At 46.9% G+C, this 20,777-nt stretch carries 17 protein-coding genes; 10 read left to right on the forward strand and 7 right to left on the reverse strand.

Annotated features, from left to right (window positions below):
- Window positions 1–53: 53 nt before the first annotated feature.
- From HHX48_RS17975 to radC, 5 genes are all read right to left on the reverse strand, one after another.
- A complete protein-coding gene (locus HHX48_RS17975; RefSeq protein WP_191026680.1) occupies window positions 54–2,159 on the reverse strand; it encodes a YjbH domain-containing protein in 2,106 nt (701 codons plus the stop codon).
- A complete protein-coding gene (locus tag HHX48_RS17980; RefSeq protein ID WP_191026681.1) occupies window positions 2,156–2,884 on the reverse strand; it encodes a capsule biosynthesis GfcC family protein in 729 nt (242 codons plus the stop codon). Before HHX48_RS17980 ends, HHX48_RS17975 begins: the two co-directional genes overlap by 4 nt.
- 5 nt (window positions 2,885–2,889) lie before the next feature.
- Window positions 2,890–3,576, reverse strand: coding sequence for a YjbF family lipoprotein (locus HHX48_RS17985; RefSeq protein WP_191026682.1), 687 nt, complete (start codon window positions 3,574–3,576; stop codon window positions 2,890–2,892).
- 87 nt (window positions 3,577–3,663) lie between these two features.
- Window positions 3,664–4,179 carry a hypothetical protein gene (locus HHX48_RS17990; protein ID WP_223858538.1) on the reverse strand — a complete coding sequence of 172 codons (516 nt, stop codon included), beginning with the start codon at window positions 4,177–4,179 and terminating at the stop codon, window positions 3,664–3,666.
- Entirely contained in the window at window positions 4,176–4,850 is a 675-nt protein-coding gene (radC, locus tag HHX48_RS17995; RefSeq protein ID WP_191026683.1) for a RadC family protein, read from the reverse strand. Before radC ends, HHX48_RS17990 begins: the two co-directional genes overlap by 4 nt.
- A 146-nt stretch (window positions 4,851–4,996) precedes the next feature.
- Here radC and coaBC point away from each other — a divergent pair, with 146 nt between their 5' ends.
- On the forward strand, window positions 4,997–6,214 hold the full coding sequence (coaBC, locus tag HHX48_RS18000) for a bifunctional phosphopantothenoylcysteine decarboxylase/phosphopantothenate--cysteine ligase CoaBC (RefSeq protein ID WP_191026696.1): 1,218 nt from the start codon (window positions 4,997–4,999) through the stop codon (window positions 6,212–6,214).
- Between the two features lie 98 nt (window positions 6,215–6,312).
- On the forward strand, window positions 6,313–6,900 hold the full coding sequence (gene slmA / locus HHX48_RS18005) for a nucleoid occlusion factor SlmA (protein ID WP_191026684.1): 588 nt from the start codon (window positions 6,313–6,315) through the stop codon (window positions 6,898–6,900).
- Between the two features lie 28 nt (window positions 6,901–6,928).
- Here slmA and HHX48_RS19110 read toward each other — a convergent pair whose 3' ends face one another.
- Window positions 6,929–8,140: a capsular polysaccharide export protein, LipB/KpsS family gene (locus HHX48_RS19110; RefSeq protein ID WP_191026685.1), complete on the reverse strand. Its 1,212-nt coding sequence runs from the start codon at window positions 8,138–8,140 to the stop codon at window positions 6,929–6,931.
- A gap of 239 nt (window positions 8,141–8,379) precedes the next feature.
- Complete coding sequence (locus tag HHX48_RS18015; RefSeq protein ID WP_191026686.1) at window positions 8,380–10,014, reverse strand: M28 family metallopeptidase; 1,635 nt, start codon at window positions 10,012–10,014, stop codon at window positions 8,380–8,382.
- Between the two features lie 240 nt (window positions 10,015–10,254).
- Between HHX48_RS18015 and HHX48_RS18020 the strand changes: the two genes are divergently transcribed.
- The 8 genes from HHX48_RS18020 (at window position 10,255) to HHX48_RS18055 (ending at window position 20,002) form a co-directional block, all read left to right on the forward strand.
- The gene (locus tag HHX48_RS18020; RefSeq protein WP_191026687.1) at window positions 10,255–10,581 is read left to right on the forward strand and encodes a DUF1820 family protein; all 327 of its coding nucleotides are present in this window, start codon (window positions 10,255–10,257) and stop codon (window positions 10,579–10,581) included.
- A 43-nt stretch (window positions 10,582–10,624) separates the two neighbouring features.
- Window positions 10,625–12,355, forward strand: a complete 1,731-nt coding sequence (locus HHX48_RS18025) for a DUF885 domain-containing protein (protein ID WP_191026688.1) — start codon at window positions 10,625–10,627, stop codon at window positions 12,353–12,355.
- A 2-nt stretch (window positions 12,356–12,357) separates the two neighbouring features.
- Window positions 12,358–12,867, forward strand: coding sequence for a hypothetical protein (locus tag HHX48_RS18030; RefSeq protein WP_191026689.1), 510 nt, complete (start codon window positions 12,358–12,360; stop codon window positions 12,865–12,867).
- 193 nt (window positions 12,868–13,060) lie between these two features.
- Window positions 13,061–13,738 (forward strand): translesion DNA synthesis-associated protein ImuA, encoded by a 678-nt coding sequence (gene imuA, locus HHX48_RS18035; protein WP_191026690.1) that lies wholly within the window; start codon window positions 13,061–13,063, stop codon window positions 13,736–13,738.
- A 2-nt stretch (window positions 13,739–13,740) separates the two neighbouring features.
- Window positions 13,741–15,126 carry a Y-family DNA polymerase gene (locus HHX48_RS18040; protein WP_191026691.1) on the forward strand — a complete coding sequence of 462 codons (1,386 nt, stop codon included), beginning with the start codon at window positions 13,741–13,743 and terminating at the stop codon, window positions 15,124–15,126.
- Window positions 15,123–18,200: an error-prone DNA polymerase gene (locus HHX48_RS18045; protein ID WP_191026697.1), complete on the forward strand. Its 3,078-nt coding sequence runs from the start codon at window positions 15,123–15,125 to the stop codon at window positions 18,198–18,200. Before HHX48_RS18040 ends, HHX48_RS18045 begins: the two co-directional genes overlap by 4 nt.
- A 60-nt stretch (window positions 18,201–18,260) precedes the next feature.
- Window positions 18,261–19,025 carry a transporter substrate-binding domain-containing protein gene (locus tag HHX48_RS18050; protein WP_317983523.1) on the forward strand — a complete coding sequence of 255 codons (765 nt, stop codon included), beginning with the start codon at window positions 18,261–18,263 and terminating at the stop codon, window positions 19,023–19,025.
- 224 nt (window positions 19,026–19,249) lie between these two features.
- Window positions 19,250–20,002 (forward strand): CREC-EF hand family protein, encoded by a 753-nt coding sequence (locus HHX48_RS18055; protein ID WP_191026693.1) that lies wholly within the window; start codon window positions 19,250–19,252, stop codon window positions 20,000–20,002.
- Window positions 20,003–20,777: the final 775 nt, after the last annotated feature.

The raw sequence follows: 20,777 nt of genomic DNA on the forward strand, positions 1-20,777 counted from the left end.
GGGAAATGTGAAAAGCCATGCCGGATGACGCCAGGCATCATCCGGCATAGGTATTACCGGTAGAACGGTGAACGTGGCGCCGTAATATCACTTAAAATCGACGGGCGATTAAGCATTTGACCGCCGTCCCGTGAGATAGGCACCCACGGGAACCGTCCACGGCCTTTAGCCGGTTTCAGCACAAACAAATCCAGCGGCACTGAAATATAGAAGCCTTTGGTAAAGCTTCCCTCACCGTATTCTTCTGCAGATGCATCAGTGAATGCTGCGTAAGCCCCGACGACAATACCGCTGTCAAAGCGCTTGGCAAAATCGACATTTACCCCTTTGTCTTTGGCCAGAAACTGACCGGCACTGACGGTCAGGCGAGTATCTGGCAGAAACTCAGGCTGGTAGTAGGCTGAAGCAAAACCGGTCAGTACTTTATAGTCAAAGAAATCCCAGTCGTTTTCGTAGGAACGCTGCTGAACATAGTTAAGATCCACGCCGAATGACCAGTTACTGTCCACCGGGCGATACATTACTTCTGCACCAACACCGCCAAACATCGTTTCCAGATATCCACCGTAGGCCTGTGCATACCAGTCATCTGCCACCTTATCAATCCAGCGGCCATACAGATTACTTAGCAGTACCTTGGAGCGCGTGACGTATTCGCGGACATAAGTTCTGACCCGTGGCAGACTTGAGTCAGCCCGGTCCAGGGTATAGTTGAATTTATCGTAGTTCTCCAGCAACGTCGCTGAAACGCTGCCATACAGACCAAAGTTTTCGTTAAACGAATACGCACCACCAAAGATAAGGCCACCCTGGTAAAGGTAGAAATCTTCCGGCCCGCCGAAGCTCTGTGTCCAGAAAAAGTCGGTGGAATAGCCAAATCCGGTCACGCCCTTAGGATCATACTGCGCCATATCTTCATCCGATGGCGTAATCCGCTCATAGGTATCCTCAACGGATGTTTCCAGCCCTTCGTAGCGTGCTACCGATTTAAAGGCCTCTGCATCAACGGTTGTGGTGGTCATGGGTAAACCGTTTTGCGTTTCTACAATGCGGTATTCTTTCACTGTCTCTGGCATCTCTGTCGCCAGCAAGCGCCCGACCCTGTCGGTTGCTTCAACGATGTCGCGATAAGCGCGCTGAGAGCCGTATACCGTCACCTTCTCTTCAGTGATATTTGCATCATGAATATAAAATGAGCCGTCAGTAGCTAATTGCCTGGAAAGCCTGGCGCGATTAACATCACTAACCACCGCAGGGGGGGTAGCGTTGAAAAGAGATTTCGGTGGCTCATCAATTTTGACCTGGCTGAAGGTATCCATATTAAAGTTATAGGTGATACCAAAACCCACCGTATTACCGCGCTGGTAATTCAGCGAAAAATCGAAGCCTTTATAGCGATACACCGCGCCGACATTCCAGCGCGAGTCCTGTTCCAGACGACCGGCTCTGTCCTGACTGTAATCATTACCCTCAAATTCCAGTTTAAAACGAAGCGGTTCCCACGGCGACTGATATTCTATCCCACCAAAAAATGCCATCGGCCCTTTAAAGAACTGGTCATAATCCACCTTTCCACCGTTGCCCGAATAGCCCAGCGGACGAGAACAATAGCTGTCTTTGATTTTACAAAAGGGGTTGGTGATATCATCGGCCCGGCCCATGTAGCCCCAGCCAACACCTAAATGAAAGTCTAGCGGGCCCCAGGCCTTACTGGCACTGACATGCTCGCTTTCAAAAAAGCCGGTACCGCCAAAATCGCGTAAGCCCACGGAAATTTCCGGCAGATAGAAGCTTTCCTCCAGCAGCCTGAATTTCACATCCAGCCCTTTGTCTTTCAGGGTTTGATCGCCACTGAAGCTTTCTGACTGACTGTACAGGCGCGTACGCACATCGGTGTAACGAGCCGTCGCTTCCATCCAGGGATACAACTGCATGCTGACAGACCAGAAACGATACTGGTCATTATCGGTGTAGCTGATAGCCAGGTCCCCTTCCGGGCGCATTCTGGACGTGGGCGTTTGTATCAGTCCGGTTCCGCCCTGCACCATTTGCGAAGGGGTTACCGATAGTGATGTATGCTTTTCCTGCGCTATCACGCCAGGTGATGCGAGAATACTGGCGATAAGTGCAGATAAGTAAGTAGGTTTTCCGGATATCATTGAAATACTCTGTTTACTGCTAGCGCCGCGACTTTTTCATTGAGTTCAGACAGCGATGGGGTAAGAAGATAAGAAAACACCGGCACAATAATCTGACTTCCGGGCATGATTGACGCATAATCCCGGTTCCAGTAGGCCGTATCCAACCGGCGGATATCACCATCAGGCGAAATGACATAAACAAAGTCCGGCTCTGCATCCTCTCTTAGCGGTACTGCCTGGGTATACTGAAAACCACTGGCCATGGCGCGATATTCGTAAGCACCGGGCATCTTAACCAGTCCGCTGATCTGGACGGTATTGGGTCGGGTGGTTAACGACAATTTGTAAGCACCGTGCTGTAATTCTGGATTATGAGAGATATCCAGACGCGCAACATCATAATTTACCGGCAGTTTTATGCGTTTCGCTAATTTCCAGTTTTCGATTTGCTGGCGCAGGGTGCGAAGCCCTATGGCGCGCTCATCTTTCGGTGCCAGCTCAACGGTCAGCGCATCAATTAATGAAATAACCTCTGCGCGCTGCGATTCCACATCTGCCGTTAAGTCATAAACCCGGGTAGCCGGCCAGTACCATTGCTGGTTTGAGGCAACAGGCGCAAGTACCTGAGATAAGCGCACAGGCTCCTGATAACGAAATACTTGATTATTGATGTCTATCCGAACGTCGGCGCGTGCAGTCGCGCTTACAGACACCAGAAGCAGGAGAAAAAGAATTCTGGTCATTGCTATTATTTCCGCTCGTTGAGAAGCCGCGCAGCACGGCTGAGATAGGTCATTTCAAAGCGATCGGATTGAGGCGTAATTTTTACTGACGCTTTGAGTAACTCACCATTTTCCTGACTGACCCAATAAGTGTTTGTCCAGGTCAGGCCGGTTTCGATGTAGGGTGTGGTTTTCGGAAAAGACACCGTTTCCTCTATTCGCTGCACGGGGAATGACGCTGAAAACTCTGTAAGCTCTTCCTCTGCTACAGCCTTCCACTGACTGGTTACCGTCAGCCCGTACCCCATGCCCTTGATATCAACTTCCCGCGTCCAGTCAAAGGATAACGGCAACGGATCAGACAACGGGTTTTTGTCTAGGTTGCTGGTATAAAGCATATCCTGATTAAGTCCGTGTGTGCGGACAATAACACCGTTATGCATGTGCAGCTGAGCGCTGTCAGCTGAAACCCACTTATTCTGGCCATTTTCAATATAAGCCAGTGCCATGACCGCCGTGTTTCGCTCTCCGTGTCTGACCTTGAGCAAATCGGCGCGACTGGCCAGTACCTTTTCTATTGGCAGTGAGAGCGGTTTTTCAGACGCCAGCGCGAGTTTGATGGTGTCGTAGTAGGCTTTGTTTGTTGATGAGCATCCGACAAGCGCCAGACAAAGCAAGGCCACAGTAAAAACGGTTGAAAAAAATTTATTCATGAAGAGGCGTGGTATTAAGAAAAATCCAGAGGGATAAAAACAAAAAAAGCCGCACCAATGGAGCGGCTTTAAACAAACTGTATCAACTTACAGAGAAGGCTCGTAAGTGAAAGTAACAGCTGTCATTGTAGTAGCAGTACCAGTCAGACTAGTTACCGTGTTAGTTGTACCAACACAGAAACCATCAGAGTTGATTTCATCGTCGCCGTTACAAGTTGGAGAAGGATCTACTACTTCATCAACGTTGCTTGAGCCACGGTTGTTACTGATTACTGCTGCGGCGATACCCGCTGCAACAACACCTGTTGCGATAGTGCTTGTAGCAATACCGTTTTCAGCAGAATCACCTGAAGTGTTTCCGCCAGCCTGATCCTGAGCTGTAGCAGAAAAAGCTAAGCTAGCACCAATTAATAATGAAACTAATGACTTTTTCATAATGGTCCTTACAAATATCCATTGACTCACTATGTTAAAGGAATTGATCGATGCTGACCATACTTTAAACAATAATTCGTCGATTTTATCAAAAATCCGTCCCCAGCAGTTATAAAAAAGCCGGTCAGAATTTGACGCGTTGTCAGTATAGCTGGGGTTTTTTGTCACATCAATCCTTGCTGCGATAAAGAAACCACATATCCCTGACCTACAATAAAATGATCCAGTACGCTTATGTCCACCAGCGCCATGGCTGCCTTGATCTCTTTCGTCAGCGCAATATCGGCTCTGCTGGGATCCGCGATCCCGGAGGGGTGATTATGCACTAAAATGATCGCCGCGGCATTGTCTTTTAATGCTTGCTTCAATATTTCCCGCGGATAAACGGCTGCGCTGTCGATGGTGCCGCTAAACATACGTCGAAATGCAATCAGCCGGTGTTGGGAATCAAGCATTAACACGGCAAAAATCTCGTGCTCTGCGTTCATCAGCTGGGCACGTAAATAACGGCTTACCTGCGCTACATCACTTAATACGTTTTTTTGTGTCAATGGTTCTTCGTACATGCGTTTGACTAATTCTTTTGCGGCCTGCAACTGGCAAAACCGCACTACCCCTACACCACTTATAGCGCAGAAGCTATGCAGATCTGCAGTTAACAGACGCCCTACTGTGGCAAACTCCCGCATCATCGCCTGTGAAAGCATGGAGACAGTTTGCTTTTGCGTACCATTGCCAAGAAAAACGGCCAATAGCTCGCTATCTGATAGCTGCTCAGCGCCTTGCCTGAGTAATTTTTCCCGCGGTTGTTCGCATAACGGCCAGGTGACGATAGTCATGATTCTACCTAAAAAGCTCATTTATAAACGCTGTAAAACCTGACGTGTACTGATCTATGGCCGGTTTTTACCCTTCGCCACAATCTACCGATTGCCCCCTGAGCGTGGTAGGCTACGCTTTTATTCGCCAATGGTTACTAACGCTTATGCAATTACAGGGTAAAAACGTTTTACTGGGCATCACTGGTGGGATCGCTGCATACAAAACGCCGGATCTGGTGAGAAAGCTCACTGCCGCCGGTGCTACTGTCAGAGTTGTGCTGACTGACTCAGCAAAAGCGTTCGTCAGTGGCATGTCACTACAAGCGGTGTCAGGTAGCCCGGTGCATGATACGTTACTGGATCCAGCCGCTGAAGCGGCTATGGGTCATATAGAGCTGGCTAAATGGGCTGATATTCTGCTCATCGCTCCCGCCACCGCTAATGTCATGGCAAAGCTGGCCTGTGGTATGGCTGACGATTTACTTACGACATTGTTTTTAGCAACGGATGCGCAGATTTTTATTGCCCCGGCAATGAACCAGCAAATGTGGGCTGCCCCGGCGACACAAAGAAATTTACAAACACTGGAAGCAATGCAGATATCTTTTATCGGACCCGCCAGTGGTGAGCAGGCTTGCGGTGACGTGGGCTATGGCAGAATGGTCGAGCCCGCGGACATTGTTGACCACCTGCTTGGTGATTGTACAGGGCAGGATCAGGCTACTGACCTGCAGGGAAAGACAATTTTGATCACGGCAGGCCCGACCCGGGAACCGCTGGATCCGGTACGGTATATTTCGAATCACAGTTCTGGAAAAATGGGTTATGCGATGGCTGCGGCGGCGGCTGATGCGGGCGCAAATGTCGTCTTGGTATCTGGGCCGGTTTCTGTCCGGCCACCCGCAGGCGTTGATGTAATGCGGGTAGAAACCGCACAACAAATGTTGGATGCCGTTATGCAACATGTAAAGGCTGCCGACATCTTTATCGCCACCGCTGCCGTTGCTGATTACAAAGCAAAAGTGCTAGAAAATAATAAAATAAAGAAAAAGGGTGATGAGTTAACGCTTACTTTTGTTAAAAACCCTGATATTCTTAAGGAGGTAGCAGCACTACCTGATGCGCCTTTTGCGGTCGGCTTTGCCGCTGAAAGCCAGAACCTGGCGCATTATGCCAAGTCAAAATTAGAAAAGAAGAAATTGGCGATGGTGGCTGCTAACGATATAACCACCAGCGGTCTGGGCTTTAACAGTGATTACAATGCACTGCATGTCTTTTGGGAAAATGGTGACAAACAACTTGGTCCCGCCCCCAAAACACAACTCGCCCGGGAGTTGTTATCGCTTATCGATGAAAGATATAAAAATAAATCATCAAATTGACACGCAGATGGTCGATAACAACCTATAAAAATCCTGGCTTATAAGCCGTATTAGACAAGGAACGGGCGCTAGCCCAAAGCTGAGGAAATACACGCGTTATGCCTGCTGTTAAAAAGACCAATCGTCGTGCTCAAATCCTTCAGGCACTGGCCGGTATGCTGGAAAGCAATCCGGGTCAGCGCATTACAACAGCAAAACTTGCGGAAAAGGTAGGCGTATCAGAAGCTGCGCTTTATCGCCATTTTCCAAGTAAAGCACGTATGTTTGAAGGACTGATAGAGTTTATTGAAGAGACGTTATTCTCTCGAATAAATAAAATTCTTAATGAAGAAAAAGATTCGCTGGCCCGATGCCAGATGATTCTGCATCTGTTGCTGGGTTTTGCTGAAAAAAATCCTGGTATCAGTCGTATCCTCAATGGTGATGCGCTTCAGGGCGAGCAGGACAGACTGCGTGCTCGTATCGCTAAACTGTTTGAGCGACTGGAAACGCAATTCAAGCAGGTGCTGCGTGAACGAAAATTGCGCGAAGGACGAGAGCTGGGCGCAGATGAGGCCGTGCTAGCCAATCTGTTTATTTGTTATGTTGATGGCAGAATCAACATGTTTATTCGCAGCGGTTTTGTCAGAAAGCCCACGGAGCAGTTTTCCGATCACTGGTCGTGCTATCGCCAGACTTTTCTGTAAAAAATCGGCGCTTTAACCAGCGCCTTTTTTATCTCACGCCCTGGTCAGCCTGTAATGAGCGTACACTTTTATAATCATCAAGCGACTGTGCTAATACGTCTTGTCTGAGCAGACGCTGACTAATAGCCCGTATGTGCTGCTCATCAATATTCTTCCATGTTGTCGGTATCACATAATGATCATGCAAAAAGTGTAAAAATCCTCCTTTGACTTCGGGATTTGAATAGAGATGCTCCAGTGTATTCAGGGCCTTAAGCATCGCCTGTTCTGACTGCACCTTATGTGTCACACCATCAATGTCGTAACAGGCGTCACCTAACACAATTACGGGCTTTCCCAACATTAAGGATTCAATGCCTACCGTGGAGTTTATGGTCATGACTGCATGCGCCCGTTCTATCAGCTCCTGCGTGTTACAGTGGTTAGCAAACACAATGCGCGTATTTTTTTGATGTAAATGATCGTGCCTCGTGGGTTCTGAGGGATGTTCTTTAATCACGATATGCAAATCAGCGTCATCCACCTGCTCAATCACATTTGATAAGTGACTGTAGAGCTGACTCATATTTTTAATCCATGGGGAGTTTGAGATTATCTGGCTATCTGTTTCCACCTGGAAAGGAACAAAAATATACCGTTCCGGCAAATGTTCAGCACCCAGGCCAGCCGCCTTTTCGCGCACCGCCTTACGCGTGACTAATTCACATGGAAGCGTTTTATCAACATAGAACCGGCGGTAAAACTCAGCGTCTTTGGGTAGCGAATTTTTGCAATTTACGCCTGACCAGTCACAGGTTGTGGTGTTAGGTAACAAACCATTTTCAAAATAAATGACTTCTTTACCCAGTGCCCTGGCGGCCACTGCAATACCAGCGCTTGGCTGTTTCTGACCATTCCAGACGCCAACCACATCAGCCTTGGCGCGATGGATGATCGCAGCATTTTTGGCAATTGAAAATTTTGTCAAAAAGCGGGTAAGCGAGACAAAGGCCGGCCAGAATACAGAGCGTCTCAGAGTGGGATGCTTGATGGCCTTTTTTTCAAGATGAGGCGCAACCAGTGCTTCAAGATCTACACGTTTAGTGATACGTGCATAGCGTATTAGTGATGGAGCTAAGTGCAGAGGACTAAGTCTAATCACGGCAATATTCAAAGAAGATCCAGCGGCTACCGCTTTAAAATAACGGATGTGAGAACTTCCTCGGGCAATAAAAACATATTTCTTTTGCCGATCTATCACATTAATGTCTCCTGCGTGATGTTACCTGACCGGTAATCATTACTTCCCTGACTGTTAGATTACGTTAAAACACTATTAAGCTAAATGGGCATTTCAAGCACTTTATAACAGTACGTTGGCATTGATTTAAGTTATTCGAATAACTTTATGACTTTTTCTTTACCAATTAGTTGCAGATATAAAAAAAGCAGCACTAAAGGCTGCTTTTTATTTTCTTAGTAAGTATTCATCTATAGCAGTTACTTACCGAATGTCTTTCCGAAGAAATCACCCTCGTTCCATGTCGGCGCTTTTTCCTGCGTCGCCAGGGTGTGGCCTATTTGAGCGTTAACCTCTGCAAACGTGCGGGCTGCATCCCAGTTAAAGTCCTGGTTCACATCATCACTTGGCTTGTGATAATGCGTTGAAAGGAATTGCCCGAATACTTTAGAGCCGTCTACTTCGGGATCTTTTGATTTCAGACCGGGCACCAAAAATACAGAAGGCACGCCCTGTTTTACAAATGCATAGTGGTCAGAGCGTGTGAACAGTGCCTGTTCCGGCCAGGGGTCAGGGCTTAGCTCAATACCAGCATTATTTGCTGCCTCAGTCACAGATGCTTTCATATCACTGTGGCTGGCACCAAAAGCGATAACATCGGCGAATTCATAAGTCAGAATTGGCATATCCAGGTTCACGTTAGCAACCATTTTTTCTACCGGAACCGTCGGGTTGTGGGCAAAATAATCCGCTCCCAGCAGCCCTTTTTCTTCACCTGTCACAGAAACAAATAAAATAGAGCGTTTAGGTTTTTGCTCCATCTGACTGAATAAGCGCGCAGTTTCCAGCATCACGGCGGTACCTGAAGCATTGTCCATCGCGCCATTGTTGATGTTGTCTTTCTTAACGGTTTTGGCAAAGCCAATATGATCGGAGTGTGCAGAAAACACTACATACTCATCTTTAAGTTCAGGGTCTGAGCCTTCTACAGCTGCAACAACATTGGGGCTGGTAATCTGAGAATGCTTGCTTTGCTTGTTTAACGAAATTTCGCCGGGAATCTCAAAACCTTTTGGCGTTTCGTCTTTTTCCAGCATGGCATAAATGTCATCCAGACTCATTTTAGCGCCATCAAACAACTGGCGTGCAGCACCTTCACTTAAAAAGGCAGAGCCTTTAATCTGTTCAAAGGTATTGGCAGGCTTATCATTTTCATCCAGCCAGGCCAGACGAGGCGTGTGAATGTAACTAAGACGGCTCTGATAAGGGCGAACTTTTTCCGCCGTAGGCGTGGTTACTGAAATCATGCCAATCGCGCCACGGTCAACGGCGTACTGTGCTTTCTGACTACCTGAAGCCAGGTGCGCACCCATTTCGCTGGGGAAAGATTTCGGTTTGCCTGACAAGATAACTACAATCTTGCCATCAACGTCCAGGCCGTCGTAGTCATTGTGATCCAGTTCATCAGCAACGATGCCATAGCCGGCGAAAACCATTTTGCCTTGCAGGCTGGTATCAGTGTTCAGAAGATCCGGCCCTGTCAGATATTCTTTAGGATATTTAAACTGAGTCTCAGCACTATCACGCGTAAGCGTCAGTGTCGGTGATTCCTGAACCAGTGTGGCTTTTCTAAAATCCACTGACTGCATGTAGCCATCTGTACCCATAGGCTTTAAGCCGTATTTTGCAAACTCGGTAGCGATATACAGTGAGGCAATATCGTGACCGCGAGAACCGGTGTCGCGTCCTTCCAGCAGGTCATCAGCCAGAAAGAAAAGGTGAGATTTAATGCGGTTAGTATCCGGCGCAAAAGCAACATCCTGTTGATTATCCTGCGCGGCAGAAACTGTGCTCAGGGCTGACACCATGGCACCGAATAATAGTTTTTTCATCATAGTCGTTAGATATTTTCGTCTTATAAGAATAGGTTATGGTATACCAGTGAGATAAAATGACCAGTGCTGCAATCATTTGCTCATCGAAAGAAATAGCGCGTCTGCGGATTTAAAGATTAAAACCGCAATTTCGTTTCATCTGTTTACGAAACCAATAACAATATGATCATTGATTCAGGACGTGAAATTCGGGTTTTTATCCCCATCTAATCTGTCTGTTTTAATTGCAAGTCATAGATTATGAGTAGTACAGACCTTCTATACAAAGTACAGTTTGTGAGTAATGGAGAGCGATACGAGCTGTACGTAAAAGAAATCAGTCAGGGAAGTTTGTTCGGCTTTATTGAAATTGGTGACTTTGTCTGGGATACCCACTCAGGTATTGTGGTAGACCCGAGTCATGAGAAATTGAAAGCTGAATTTTCCGATGTGACAAGAACTTACGTTCCCATGCATAATGTGTTACGAATAGACGCGGTAAAAAAACAGGGATCCGCCACCATAACCACGTTGTCAGACAAAGTTACAGCGTTTCCCGGACCGATATACACACCCAAAAAAGACTAGTCTGTTGCGGCGTATTCCGGGACAGATCGCTTGGAATGCGCTTATGAATGCTATAAAAATCACGTTGTTCATCATCCTGACGTCAGGCTTTCTTTCTTCTGTCAGTCAGGCTGAAACCACAGCCGACGAACAGCTTCAAACTCTCATCGATGCTATCTGGGAATATGAGACATCGCTGGATGAAGTCGTTCCTACTGATATCTCACCGTCTGCATTATCAGCACAACATCAACAATATTCTGATTATTTGTCTGAACTACAAACCATTGATACAGCGCAATTGTCAGAGGATGACCGAATCACCCTTCTGATGCAGCAATATCGCCTGAATAATAAAGTTGATGAGTATGAATTTGGTGCCTTTAAAGTACCTATCACCTCTGAATATGGTTTTCATAGCGCGTTAGCATCGCTGCCAGGACAGATGAGTTTTAAGAATAAAGAAGACTATCAAACTTACCTGGAACAACTCGCGGGAGTTCCGGCTTATGTTGACCAGCAAATTGACTATATGAAACAGGGTCTGAAAGAAGGCTATACCCAGCCAAAGCTGGTACTGGAGGGTTACGAAGAGAGCATTACGCCACTCATCAGTGAGTCACCAGAAAAAAGCCCTTTTTACGCCCCCTTTGAATCCATATCAGAATTCGTAGGCGCATCAGCCCAAAATGCTCTTCGCAAACAAGCCAGACAGATAATCAGCGATGAGGTAACGCCCGCCTTTCAGCGCTTTTATGATTTTATGGTAGAAACCTATATCCCGGGTGCCCGCACCGATATCGCGGCCAAAAACTGGCCGGATGGCGAGGCTTATTATCAGAACCGTATTAAGCATTACACCACTACAGACATGACAGCGCAGGAGATTCATGATTTAGGTTTGCAGGAAGTTAAGCGCATTCGTGAACAGATGAAAGCCATCGTAGAAGATGTAGAGTTTGATGGGGATGTGGATGCGTTCATTCACTTTTTACGCACTGATGAACAATTTTATGCGACCTCAGCCAGAGAGTTATTAAAAGAAGCGTCGTTTATTGCAAAAAAAGCGGATGCCCAGTTACCGCGCTTTTTTGAAAAGATCCCCCGCAAGCCCTACGGCGTTGCGCCGGTACCTGATGACATCGCACCTAAATACACAACCGGTCGCTACATACATGCGGGAAGTGATACCCAGCCCGGCTATTACTGGGTGAATACGTACGCCCTGGATAAGCGCCCGCTGTACGCCTTGCCGGCTTTAACCCTGCACGAAGCCGTTCCCGGCCATCATTTACAGATTTCTTTGGCCGGTGAAATGGAAAACCTTCCTCCTGTTCGGCAGGAAACCTATATTTCAGCATTTGGCGAAGGCTGGGGATTGTATACCGAATTTTTGGGCGTTGAGATGGGCATTTATGAAACGCCTTACGATCACTTCGGGCGTCTGAGTTACGAAATGTGGCGTGCATGTCGGTTAGTCGTTGATACAGGCATGCATATGTTTGGCTGGAGTCGACAGGAAGCCATCGATTACATGATGAAAAACACCGCCTTGTCAGCGCACAATATTAAAACCGAAGTGGATCGTTATATCTCATGGCCGGGGCAGGCATTATCTTATAAAATTGGTGAAATAAAGATTAAGTCGCTCAGAAAAAAAGCGGAAAAGGCACTGGGTTCCTCATTTGATGTACGTCAGTTTCATACTGCCGTGCTTGAACATGGTTCGGTCCCGCTATTTATTCTTGAGCAAAATATCGAACGCTTTATTGAAGAGCAGCAAGCAGGAAAGTAGTCATGATTGCGTTTAGCATCATAGGGATCCTTGTATTTATACTTATTTATTTTGTGATTCGCTCGCAGACGTTGCAGCGCGAGACGACGCAATCGCGTCAGGCTGCGAAGGTCAGCAATAAACGTTTAAAAGATGCTTACTCAAGCCTGGTCATGGTCTGCACAGATTTACAGAATGTCTATATAGATCGGGTCGAATCTGCTTATAAAAAAAGACTCATCAGTGCTGAGGATTACGCTGTGCAAGCATTTATCATGAGGCATTTCGCGCAGATTGTTCTGGACTGCTTTGAGAAGCAACGCACGGTCGAAGAAGCGTTGAAAACGGCAGTCCGGGCAACGCCTGAAATTACTGAGCAAGCCGTGCGTGATGTGATGAAAAAGCAGCCCAGTCATATCCGGATGGCCTGGGTGAAAAACACCCCAGATGGTTTTATGCAGGCCTGCGCCCATCTTACCAAACAGCCATTACAAGCTCAGTCTGAAAACGAACAGGCAGCCAGCCAGACCTAGTTTCAAAAAAAGCCAGTGTTCGAACTGGCTTTTTTTTAATCTGACATCGCCTTCCTCAACGCTTTGATTCCGATAAAAATTATCCGTTTTTTTGCCTCACGCTGACGGCGGTTTTAGCTTATCTGGCAAGATTAGCATCTTGTCAGCGACATAGAATCGCCTATAATACTGTATATAGATACAGGTATTATTTATGGCTGATACGGTTTTCACTTTTCAACATCCCGCTGTCTGGCGTGCCCGAGAGGGAATGTCGGATAACCGCGCCCGGCTGAAAACAGGTCATCGTGAGCTGGATTCACGCCTGGGCGGTGGATTGCCGTCCAAAGGGTTAATCAGAATAAGAAGTCTGTCGGGTATCGGCGAATTATCTGTTTTTCATCAGGTGCTGGCCGATAACCCGAATGAAAAGCTTATCAGTATGATCAATTGCCCGGGCAACGTACATGCAGCCTGGTTGCATCAGTATCATATTGATGCAGAGCATGTCAGGCTGATACGCCCTGAATTGACCCAGGATATATTGTGGTCAGCAGAGCAATGCTTAAAAAGTGAAGCCTGTCATATTGTGGTGTTATGGATAAACAGCCTGACTCCGCGACAGGCCCGCCGTCTGCAAGTCGCTGCCAGTCAGCATAACACCTTGTGCCTGATGTTTGAGTCGGAGCATACAGCACGATGTGCATTACCCCTTGCGCTTGATATGCGTATTAATCCGACATTGACCGGGTTACATGTACATATTGATAAGCACGTAGGAGCGCGAACAGACGTATCAGCGGATATCCGGTTTACCCACACACCTAGTAACAAAACGATCAATCAGATTCTCCATCACTCCCCTGATTACGTTACCTCGGCAACAGGTTAATTATGCTGTGGGCTTACTTTCATTTTTATCAGCTAACTATCGATAGCGGTGGTGAAAAGGACAATACTGCAGCGGTTATTGTTTATGAGGCAAAAACGAATCGGGTGCGCCAGTGTAACGCAGCGGCTTCAAGCGCAGGAGTAGCGGTTGGAATGGGAATGGCTCAGGCCGCCGCACTTTGTCAGTCTGTCAGTGTGATTGATTATTGTGAGCAACGTGAAGCGCACCGACTGATGGCGCTGGCTAACCGGCTTTATCAGGCGGCATCGGATATTGTTACTTTTACCCCAGACGGACTGGCTCTCCGGCTCGATCCGCTTATTCGGTACTACGAAGGACTGGAAAATATCTGGCAGGTGCTGGTGAATGAGCTGAATGCAGCCAAGGTTAAATACGCTTTTGGCGTGGGTTGGAGTATCGAGGCGGCAAAAACACTGGCGATGAATAAGGCAAATCAGTTATTTCATCGCAATGAACAAATCCGTCAAGCACTGTCGGCATGCCCGCTGTCTGCCACCGAATTAACCGATAAACAGCGTAATGCGTTAAAACGCGTAGGCATTCATTCCCTGCAGCAGCTTTTAGACGTTCCCGCATCCGAACTGGGGCGCAGGTTTGATAACACGCTCATCAGTTATCTGTGTGCGTTGAGAGCAGAAACCTTCCCGCGGGTGAACTATTATTCTCCTCCGGATACTTTCTTCAGCCTGATTGAGCCAAGCTACGAAATCAGCCATACCGAACAATTACTCCCCTTCATGCGCAACCTCACGGACGAGTTTTTGACGTTCGCCCGGCTACGCAACAGGTTTAGTCAGCAGCTCTGTTTTTCGCTTTGCTTCCGGGAAATCCCCTCAATGACGTTGACCGTTGGCAGCGCTGCGCCTCTGTTTAAAGTAAAACAATGGGAAAGTCTGGTCAGCCTGAAGCTGGAGCAAATAGTGTTACCGGCCCCCGTGGTAAAACTCACTCTGCAGGTTGATGAACTTGAGGATGTAGATGAGCAAACCAGCGATTTTTTTAACAACCGGGTGCATGAGTTTGCTCAAAAGCAACTTATAAGCCGCTTACAAGCCAGACTGGGCGAATCCGTCATCCAGTACCCCTATGCCGGTGATGACTTTCGCCCTGATCAGCTCTCGTCTTTTCAACAAAACAACGTAAAGGTGGAAAGACATCATCCTTTGCCTTGTGTATCACTGTTATCCCCTGCCCCGTTAGATGAATCCCCCCACATAGAATATGGTCCGGTGCGAATTCAGACAGGTTGGTGGGACGGTAACACTGTTAAACGTGATTATTACATCGGACGCACTGATGATGGCAGGCGTCTGCACCTTTACAGGGATAGTGCCGGGGCGTGGTTCATCAGCGGAATGTACTGCTGATGGTTGCTGAACTGGTGTGTCAGACTAACTTTAGCTTTTTACACGGTGCGTCAGATCCTGAGGAACTGGTAAACACCGCCGCCTTTTTAGGTTATAGCAGTCTGGCCATTACCGATGAATGCTCTGTAGCAGGGGTGGTTCGCGCCTACGCAGAAATCAGGCGTAATAACCTGCCTCTGCATTTGATTGTAGGGAGCCTGTTCAGGCTCAATGAAAGTCTTTCTGTGGTGTTACTCTGTCCTGATAAAAAAGCGTATGCCGAATTATGCCGGATCATTACCAATGCCCGCCGTCGCTCTGAAAAAGGCAGCTATAAGCTGGCTGAATGGGATTTAAAATCCGTTAAACACTGCCTGTTATTATGGTTACCTGATCGTAACTGCGACAACAACCAGTATTGGGGAAACTGGTTATCAAAGCACTACGCATCGCGATGCTATCTGGCCGGAAGCCGGCTTTTAAATGGCAGCGATGAATCTCACACAGAAGAAGTGGTGCGACTACACAAAACTTTTAACTTTCCTGTTGTGGCATCATCACTGGTGCTGTTTCATCACATCGACAGACTTCCGGTACAACAGATTTTGCAAGCCATTGATACCTCCTCCACCGTGGAGAAACTCGGGCTTGCCGCGCAATCTAATGCTGAACGTTGCTTGCGCCCGATTGCAAAAATGAAAAAACTGTTTCCTGCACGATGGCTTGAAAATACTGTCTCTGTTGCCCGCTTGTGTCAGTTTTCACTGGATGAGCTGAAATACCAGTATCCCTCTGAGGTTGTGCCAGACGGCTATACAGCCAGCACTTATCTGCGTCACTGTGTCGAAGCTGGGATAAAAAAGCGATTTGGAGAAACGCTGCCCGCCGAGATACGTCAAACCATCGAAAAAGAAATGGCGCTTATCAGCGAGCAGCAGTACGAATACTTCTTTCTGACAATTTACGATGTGGTGCAGTTTGCCCGCGCCAAAGGGATTTTATATCAGGGCCGGGGCTCGGCTGCGAATTCGGTAGTGTGCTATTGCCTTGAAATAACAGCGGTCGACCCTCGTCAGATTGATGTACTTTTTGAACGCTTTATTTCCAAAGAGCGTGATGAACCACCAGATATTGACGTGGACTTTGAGCATCAGCGCCGTGAAGAAGTCATCCAGTACATTTACAGCAAATATGGTCGTGAGCGGACTGCTCTGGCGGCAACGGTTATCAGCTTTCGCTTTAAAAGCGCATTTCGCGAGGTGGGCAAAGCCCTGGGGTTCGCAGAGTCCCAACTTGATTTTGTGATTAAAAATATTAACCGGCGGGATCGCACTATTCCGTGGCAATCACAAATTGCGGAACTTGGGCTTGATCCCACCACTTTGAAAGTACGACAACTGATCTATCTGGTAGAAGAAATCATCGGTTTTCCGCGTCACCTGTCCCAACATGTGGGTGGCTTCGTGATATCAGCCGGTCATCTCTATGAGCTGGTGCCGGTTGAGAATGCCTCGATGGCTGATCGTACAGTGATACAGTGGGACAAAGATGACCTTGAAACACTGGGACTGCTTAAAGTCGACGTTCTGGCATTGGGTATGTTAAGCGCTATACAGAGGACTTTTAAAATTATTCAGCAATCGACAGGTTTTCCTGTTTCAATTCCTTTTATTACCGGACTGGGCGATGATGCGCAAGTCTACGATATGATTGGTAACGCAGATACCGTTGGCGTTTTTCAAATTGAGTCGCGGGCGCAAATGAGTATGCTGCCGCGATTGCGCCCCCGCAAATATTACGACCTGGTGGTACAAATCGCTATCGTCAGGCCTGGCCCGATTCAGGGGGACATGGTCCACCCTTACCTCAAACGCAGAAAAAGCGGTACCAAAATAGCTTACCCTTCCGCCGACGTTGAACGCGTTCTGGGCAGAACAATGGGCGTACCGATTTTTCAGGAACAGGTCATTCAGTTGGCGATGGTTGCGGCTGGTTTTACCGGTGGTGAGGCGGACCAGCTTCGGCGGGCGATGGCAAGCTGGAAGAAAAACGGGCGGCTTAATTTGTTCCGCGAAAAGCTTATAAACGGCATGCTTGATAAAGGATATGATTCAGATTTTGCGACCCGTCTTTTCGACCAGATAAAAGGCTTCAGCGGATATGGTTTTCCAGAGTCCCACAGCGCCTCTTTTGCGGTTTTAGCTTACGTATCCTGCTGGCTTAAATACTACTTCCCGGTCGAGTTTTATGTGGGTTTATTAAATAGCTGGCCGATGGGTTTTTATACCCCGAGCCAGCTTTTACAGGATGCCAAACGTCACAATATTACTATCAGGCCGGTGTGTATCAACCATTCGCAGTGGACACATCAGATGATAATAGACGGGCACGAAAAAACGATTCGACTGGGCTTTTGCCTGGTTAAAGGGCTTAATGAAGACGTGATAAGCAACTTGTTATCCCTACGGCCTGAAAATGGGTTTACATCTATTGAACAAGTGCGTTCGTCTGTTTGTTTGTCTGCTGATATGGTGGAAGCACTGGCCAGTGCCGATGCCTTTTCCTCTATTGCGGGCAACCGCTATCAGGCTCGGTGGCAAATAATGGATAAACAATCAGAATTGCCATTATTTGCCGGGCAGTCTGACGCTGAGCAGTTATCACTGATACCCACTGATGCTGAAAACATGCTTGAGGATTATGCTTCAACCAGTGTATCAGTGCGTCACCATCCGATTGAGATGATTTTGAAGACCCGCCACTTGCCTGCTATTTCATTTGCAAAGCAATTGACTGACAAGCCAGATAAATCCGTGGTGCATCTGCTAGGCTGCGTGACCTGTCGGCAAGCGCCGGGAACCGCAACCGGGGTCACTTTCCTGACCCTGGAAGATCATACCGGCAATACCAATGTTGTTATCTGGCAGTCTACTGCCCGACACCAGAAGCAACCGTACCTCAAAGCAACCATTCTGCAGGTTGATGGTATTCTCGAACGCTCTGAAGAGGGTGTGATTCACGTTATTGCAGGTAAGCTGACTGATCGGTCTGATTGGTTGGAAACACTACAAGTGCCTTCAAGAGATTTCCATTAGTCTGCATTAAGTAGTATATATAAAGTTATATTAATCACTAACATTAGCAGGTATATGTTCGTGCGCACATTATTACTGGTGATCAGTGTTGTATTTAGTCTTCACTCAGAAGCTAAAAGTTATATCGTGGGTGCACAAAACATTCATTACTACCCTCATTACGATTTTCAATCAAATGTTGACAAGGGCATTGGGTGGGCGATTCTTGAAGCATACGCTGCAGATTCCGGCCACACCTTTAATTACCATGCAATGCCAATACTGCGACTTCAGCGAGAACTGGTAAAAGGCAATGTAGACTTCGTCTATCCGGATAATCCCAAATGGTATGATGCACCGGGCAATCATGAGAAGAAATATTATTCGACGCCTTTGGTTAGGGCGCTGGGCGGTACGATTGTTCACCCTGAAGATAGCAATAACGCTATCGACAAGATAAAGCGTATCGCAATGCCTCTGGGGTTCACACCCGTAAACTGGCAAAAACGGGTAGACAATGATCAAACTAAACTGATTTCCGTCAATGATTCGATCACGGCGCTACAGATGCTCCAAAAAAGAAGAGTGGACGCTGCTAACTTAGAATACAACGTGGTTCAGTATATTGCGTCCATCACGCCTGAGCTAGGTCCATTTACACTCGCTCCGGGGCTGCCACACGATGATGTCGGGTTTATGCTGTCCACCATAAAGCATCCGGGATTAGTCGCTGATCTTTCTTCTTTTATTGAACACAACCCCGATATTATTCAGTCCATCTACACCAAATATCAGATTCGTCACCCGCAGGCCATACTGAAATCACTCAGAGAAAATTATAACTAACAGGCAGAGCATAAGTGCAACAATTATCTCGCAATCGATTTACGAATAATTTTCAATTAGTTCTAAACTTCTGACAATCGGCATACAATAAAAGCGTCTATAGTTTCTTCTATCCTCCTGAAATAAATCAGATATTACACTTGGGCATAATTAGTGAATATCTCCTTATGTAAATCACCTCCTGTCAGCAGTTCCACGAGGAGGCAACGACTAAAGGAGATACAATGAAAAAGTTAACACTAGCAGTATTAATTTCAGGTGCAATGTCGACAGCAGCTATGGCGCATGACCATATGGATAAAGAAGACCATATGAAGCAAGTCAAACACACTTTTACCAAAATTGATGCTGACAAAGACGGAATGTTAGGCAAAGACGAAGTTAGTGATCACGTTATCTCGAAACATTTCGATAAATTGGACACAAACGGCGATAAAAAATTATCTGAGAATGAATACATCACATACCTGGAAAACAACCCAAAAGCGTTTTCTGAAGATGTAAAAGATCAGGTTCAGTACACCAAGGCAAAAGTAACCGCAGACGCAGATGAAGTCGTTGCATCATCACCCAAAGACCTGAAAACCGATGAAACTCAGGTTGGTGCAGATATGGGAAGCGATTATTCAAGCGACAGCGATATGAACGCAATGAATGATGAAATGGATTCAATGAAGCATGAAAGTGAATCCGCCATGAGTTCATATGAGCGCGACGAAAACATGGATGATTACGATTCTGATCATGATGCCGACCTTCGAAACAATGATGAGATGGCGGGAAATGAAGGCGATCGCATGGTAGCTGAAAATGAGTTTAAAATGATGGATAAAAATGGCGATGGCATGATCTCTGAAGAAGAGGCAAGCATGGCTGGCGTAAACAGTATCTTTGATGAAATGGATGAAGACAAGGACAGCATGATCTCTCGTCAAGAGTATCGTGAATATCGCCGTTCAGCAGAAGTAAGTCGTTAATTTTAATATGTTCTGTTAATAAAGCCCGGTTCAGCCGGGTTTTATTTTACTTCGTACTTTTTCTAACCTTACAAGAGTCGTTGATACCCTTCCATTTTAGCAGCGTGCGGCAAAATAAGTCAGCAGCTCTAAAACATCCATCATCTGGACATGCGTTGTTTACCAGCTATTCATATGATTATGCATTGCTTCAGCTATCTGATGAGTTTATTTACGCTATGCGCGTAATTCTATACCAACCTGTCGTTCTGAAACGAAAACCCTACGGCTTCTATGTCTGATACTTCTGTATCACAGCGACGTATTGCGCTTCTCATTGTGACGAAAGCTGGTTTATTCCGGCCATTCATCTCTCATCCCAGCCAATTCTAGCATTTGCTGCCCGGCTTACATTGAATTAAGCGCTGTGATCGTAGCGATTGATAAGCGTCGGGGCGCAGAAAGATAAAGTGATATTAAGTGAGTTTGAACAACGTTAACTGTCTTGCGCTAACAGACAGATTACAGCGATATAATGCTTAAAGTGACGAGCGCCAGGTCGCAGAGAGTAAGTGCATCGTAGCACCAAGGATAGATTGTTGTTTATGAGCCTTTGCAGTCGGTGCTCTCTGATGGTGAGGTATTGCAATGCAGGCGTACTGCACAATCATGCACTTCTGAAACGAAAAAAGCCCACTCAATGAGTGGGCTTCTTCGTGGAATGGGAGCTTGGCGGTGTGCTACTCTCACATGGGGAGACCCCACACTACCATCGCCGCTAACGTGTTTCACTTCT

Origin of the sequence: Salinimonas profundi, from assembly GCF_014750655.1 — a bacterium.
Lineage (GTDB): Bacteria > Pseudomonadota > Gammaproteobacteria > Enterobacterales > Alteromonadaceae > Alteromonas > Alteromonas profundi_A.

What these genes read in the sequence shown, in the direction of transcription:
- HHX48_RS18015 (WP_191026686.1), bottom strand. Translation starts at nt 10,014, where the DNA reads ATGATGAAAAAACTATTATTCGGTGCCATGGTGTCAGCCCTGAGCACA.
- HHX48_RS17975 (WP_191026680.1), bottom strand. Translation starts at nt 2,159, where the DNA reads ATGATATCCGGAAAACCTACTTACTTATCTGCACTTATCGCCAGTATT.
- HHX48_RS18040 (WP_191026691.1), top strand. Translation starts at nt 13,741, where the DNA reads ATGCTGTGGGCTTACTTTCATTTTTATCAGCTAACTATCGATAGCGGT.
- HHX48_RS17985 (WP_191026682.1), bottom strand. Translation starts at nt 3,576, where the DNA reads ATGAATAAATTTTTTTCAACCGTTTTTACTGTGGCCTTGCTTTGTCTG.
- imuA (WP_191026690.1), top strand. Translation starts at nt 13,061, where the DNA reads ATGGCTGATACGGTTTTCACTTTTCAACATCCCGCTGTCTGGCGTGCC.
- HHX48_RS18020 (WP_191026687.1), top strand. Translation starts at nt 10,255, where the DNA reads ATGAGTAGTACAGACCTTCTATACAAAGTACAGTTTGTGAGTAATGGA.
- radC (WP_191026683.1), bottom strand. Translation starts at nt 4,850, where the DNA reads ATGACTATCGTCACCTGGCCGTTATGCGAACAACCGCGGGAAAAATTA.
- coaBC (WP_191026696.1), top strand. Translation starts at nt 4,997, where the DNA reads ATGCAATTACAGGGTAAAAACGTTTTACTGGGCATCACTGGTGGGATC.
- HHX48_RS17980 (WP_191026681.1), bottom strand. Translation starts at nt 2,884, where the DNA reads ATGACCAGAATTCTTTTTCTCCTGCTTCTGGTGTCTGTAAGCGCGACT.
- HHX48_RS18025 (WP_191026688.1), top strand. Translation starts at nt 10,625, where the DNA reads ATGAATGCTATAAAAATCACGTTGTTCATCATCCTGACGTCAGGCTTT.
- HHX48_RS18055 (WP_191026693.1), top strand. Translation starts at nt 19,250, where the DNA reads ATGAAAAAGTTAACACTAGCAGTATTAATTTCAGGTGCAATGTCGACA.
- slmA (WP_191026684.1), top strand. Translation starts at nt 6,313, where the DNA reads ATGCCTGCTGTTAAAAAGACCAATCGTCGTGCTCAAATCCTTCAGGCA.
- HHX48_RS18030 (WP_191026689.1), top strand. Translation starts at nt 12,358, where the DNA reads ATGATTGCGTTTAGCATCATAGGGATCCTTGTATTTATACTTATTTAT.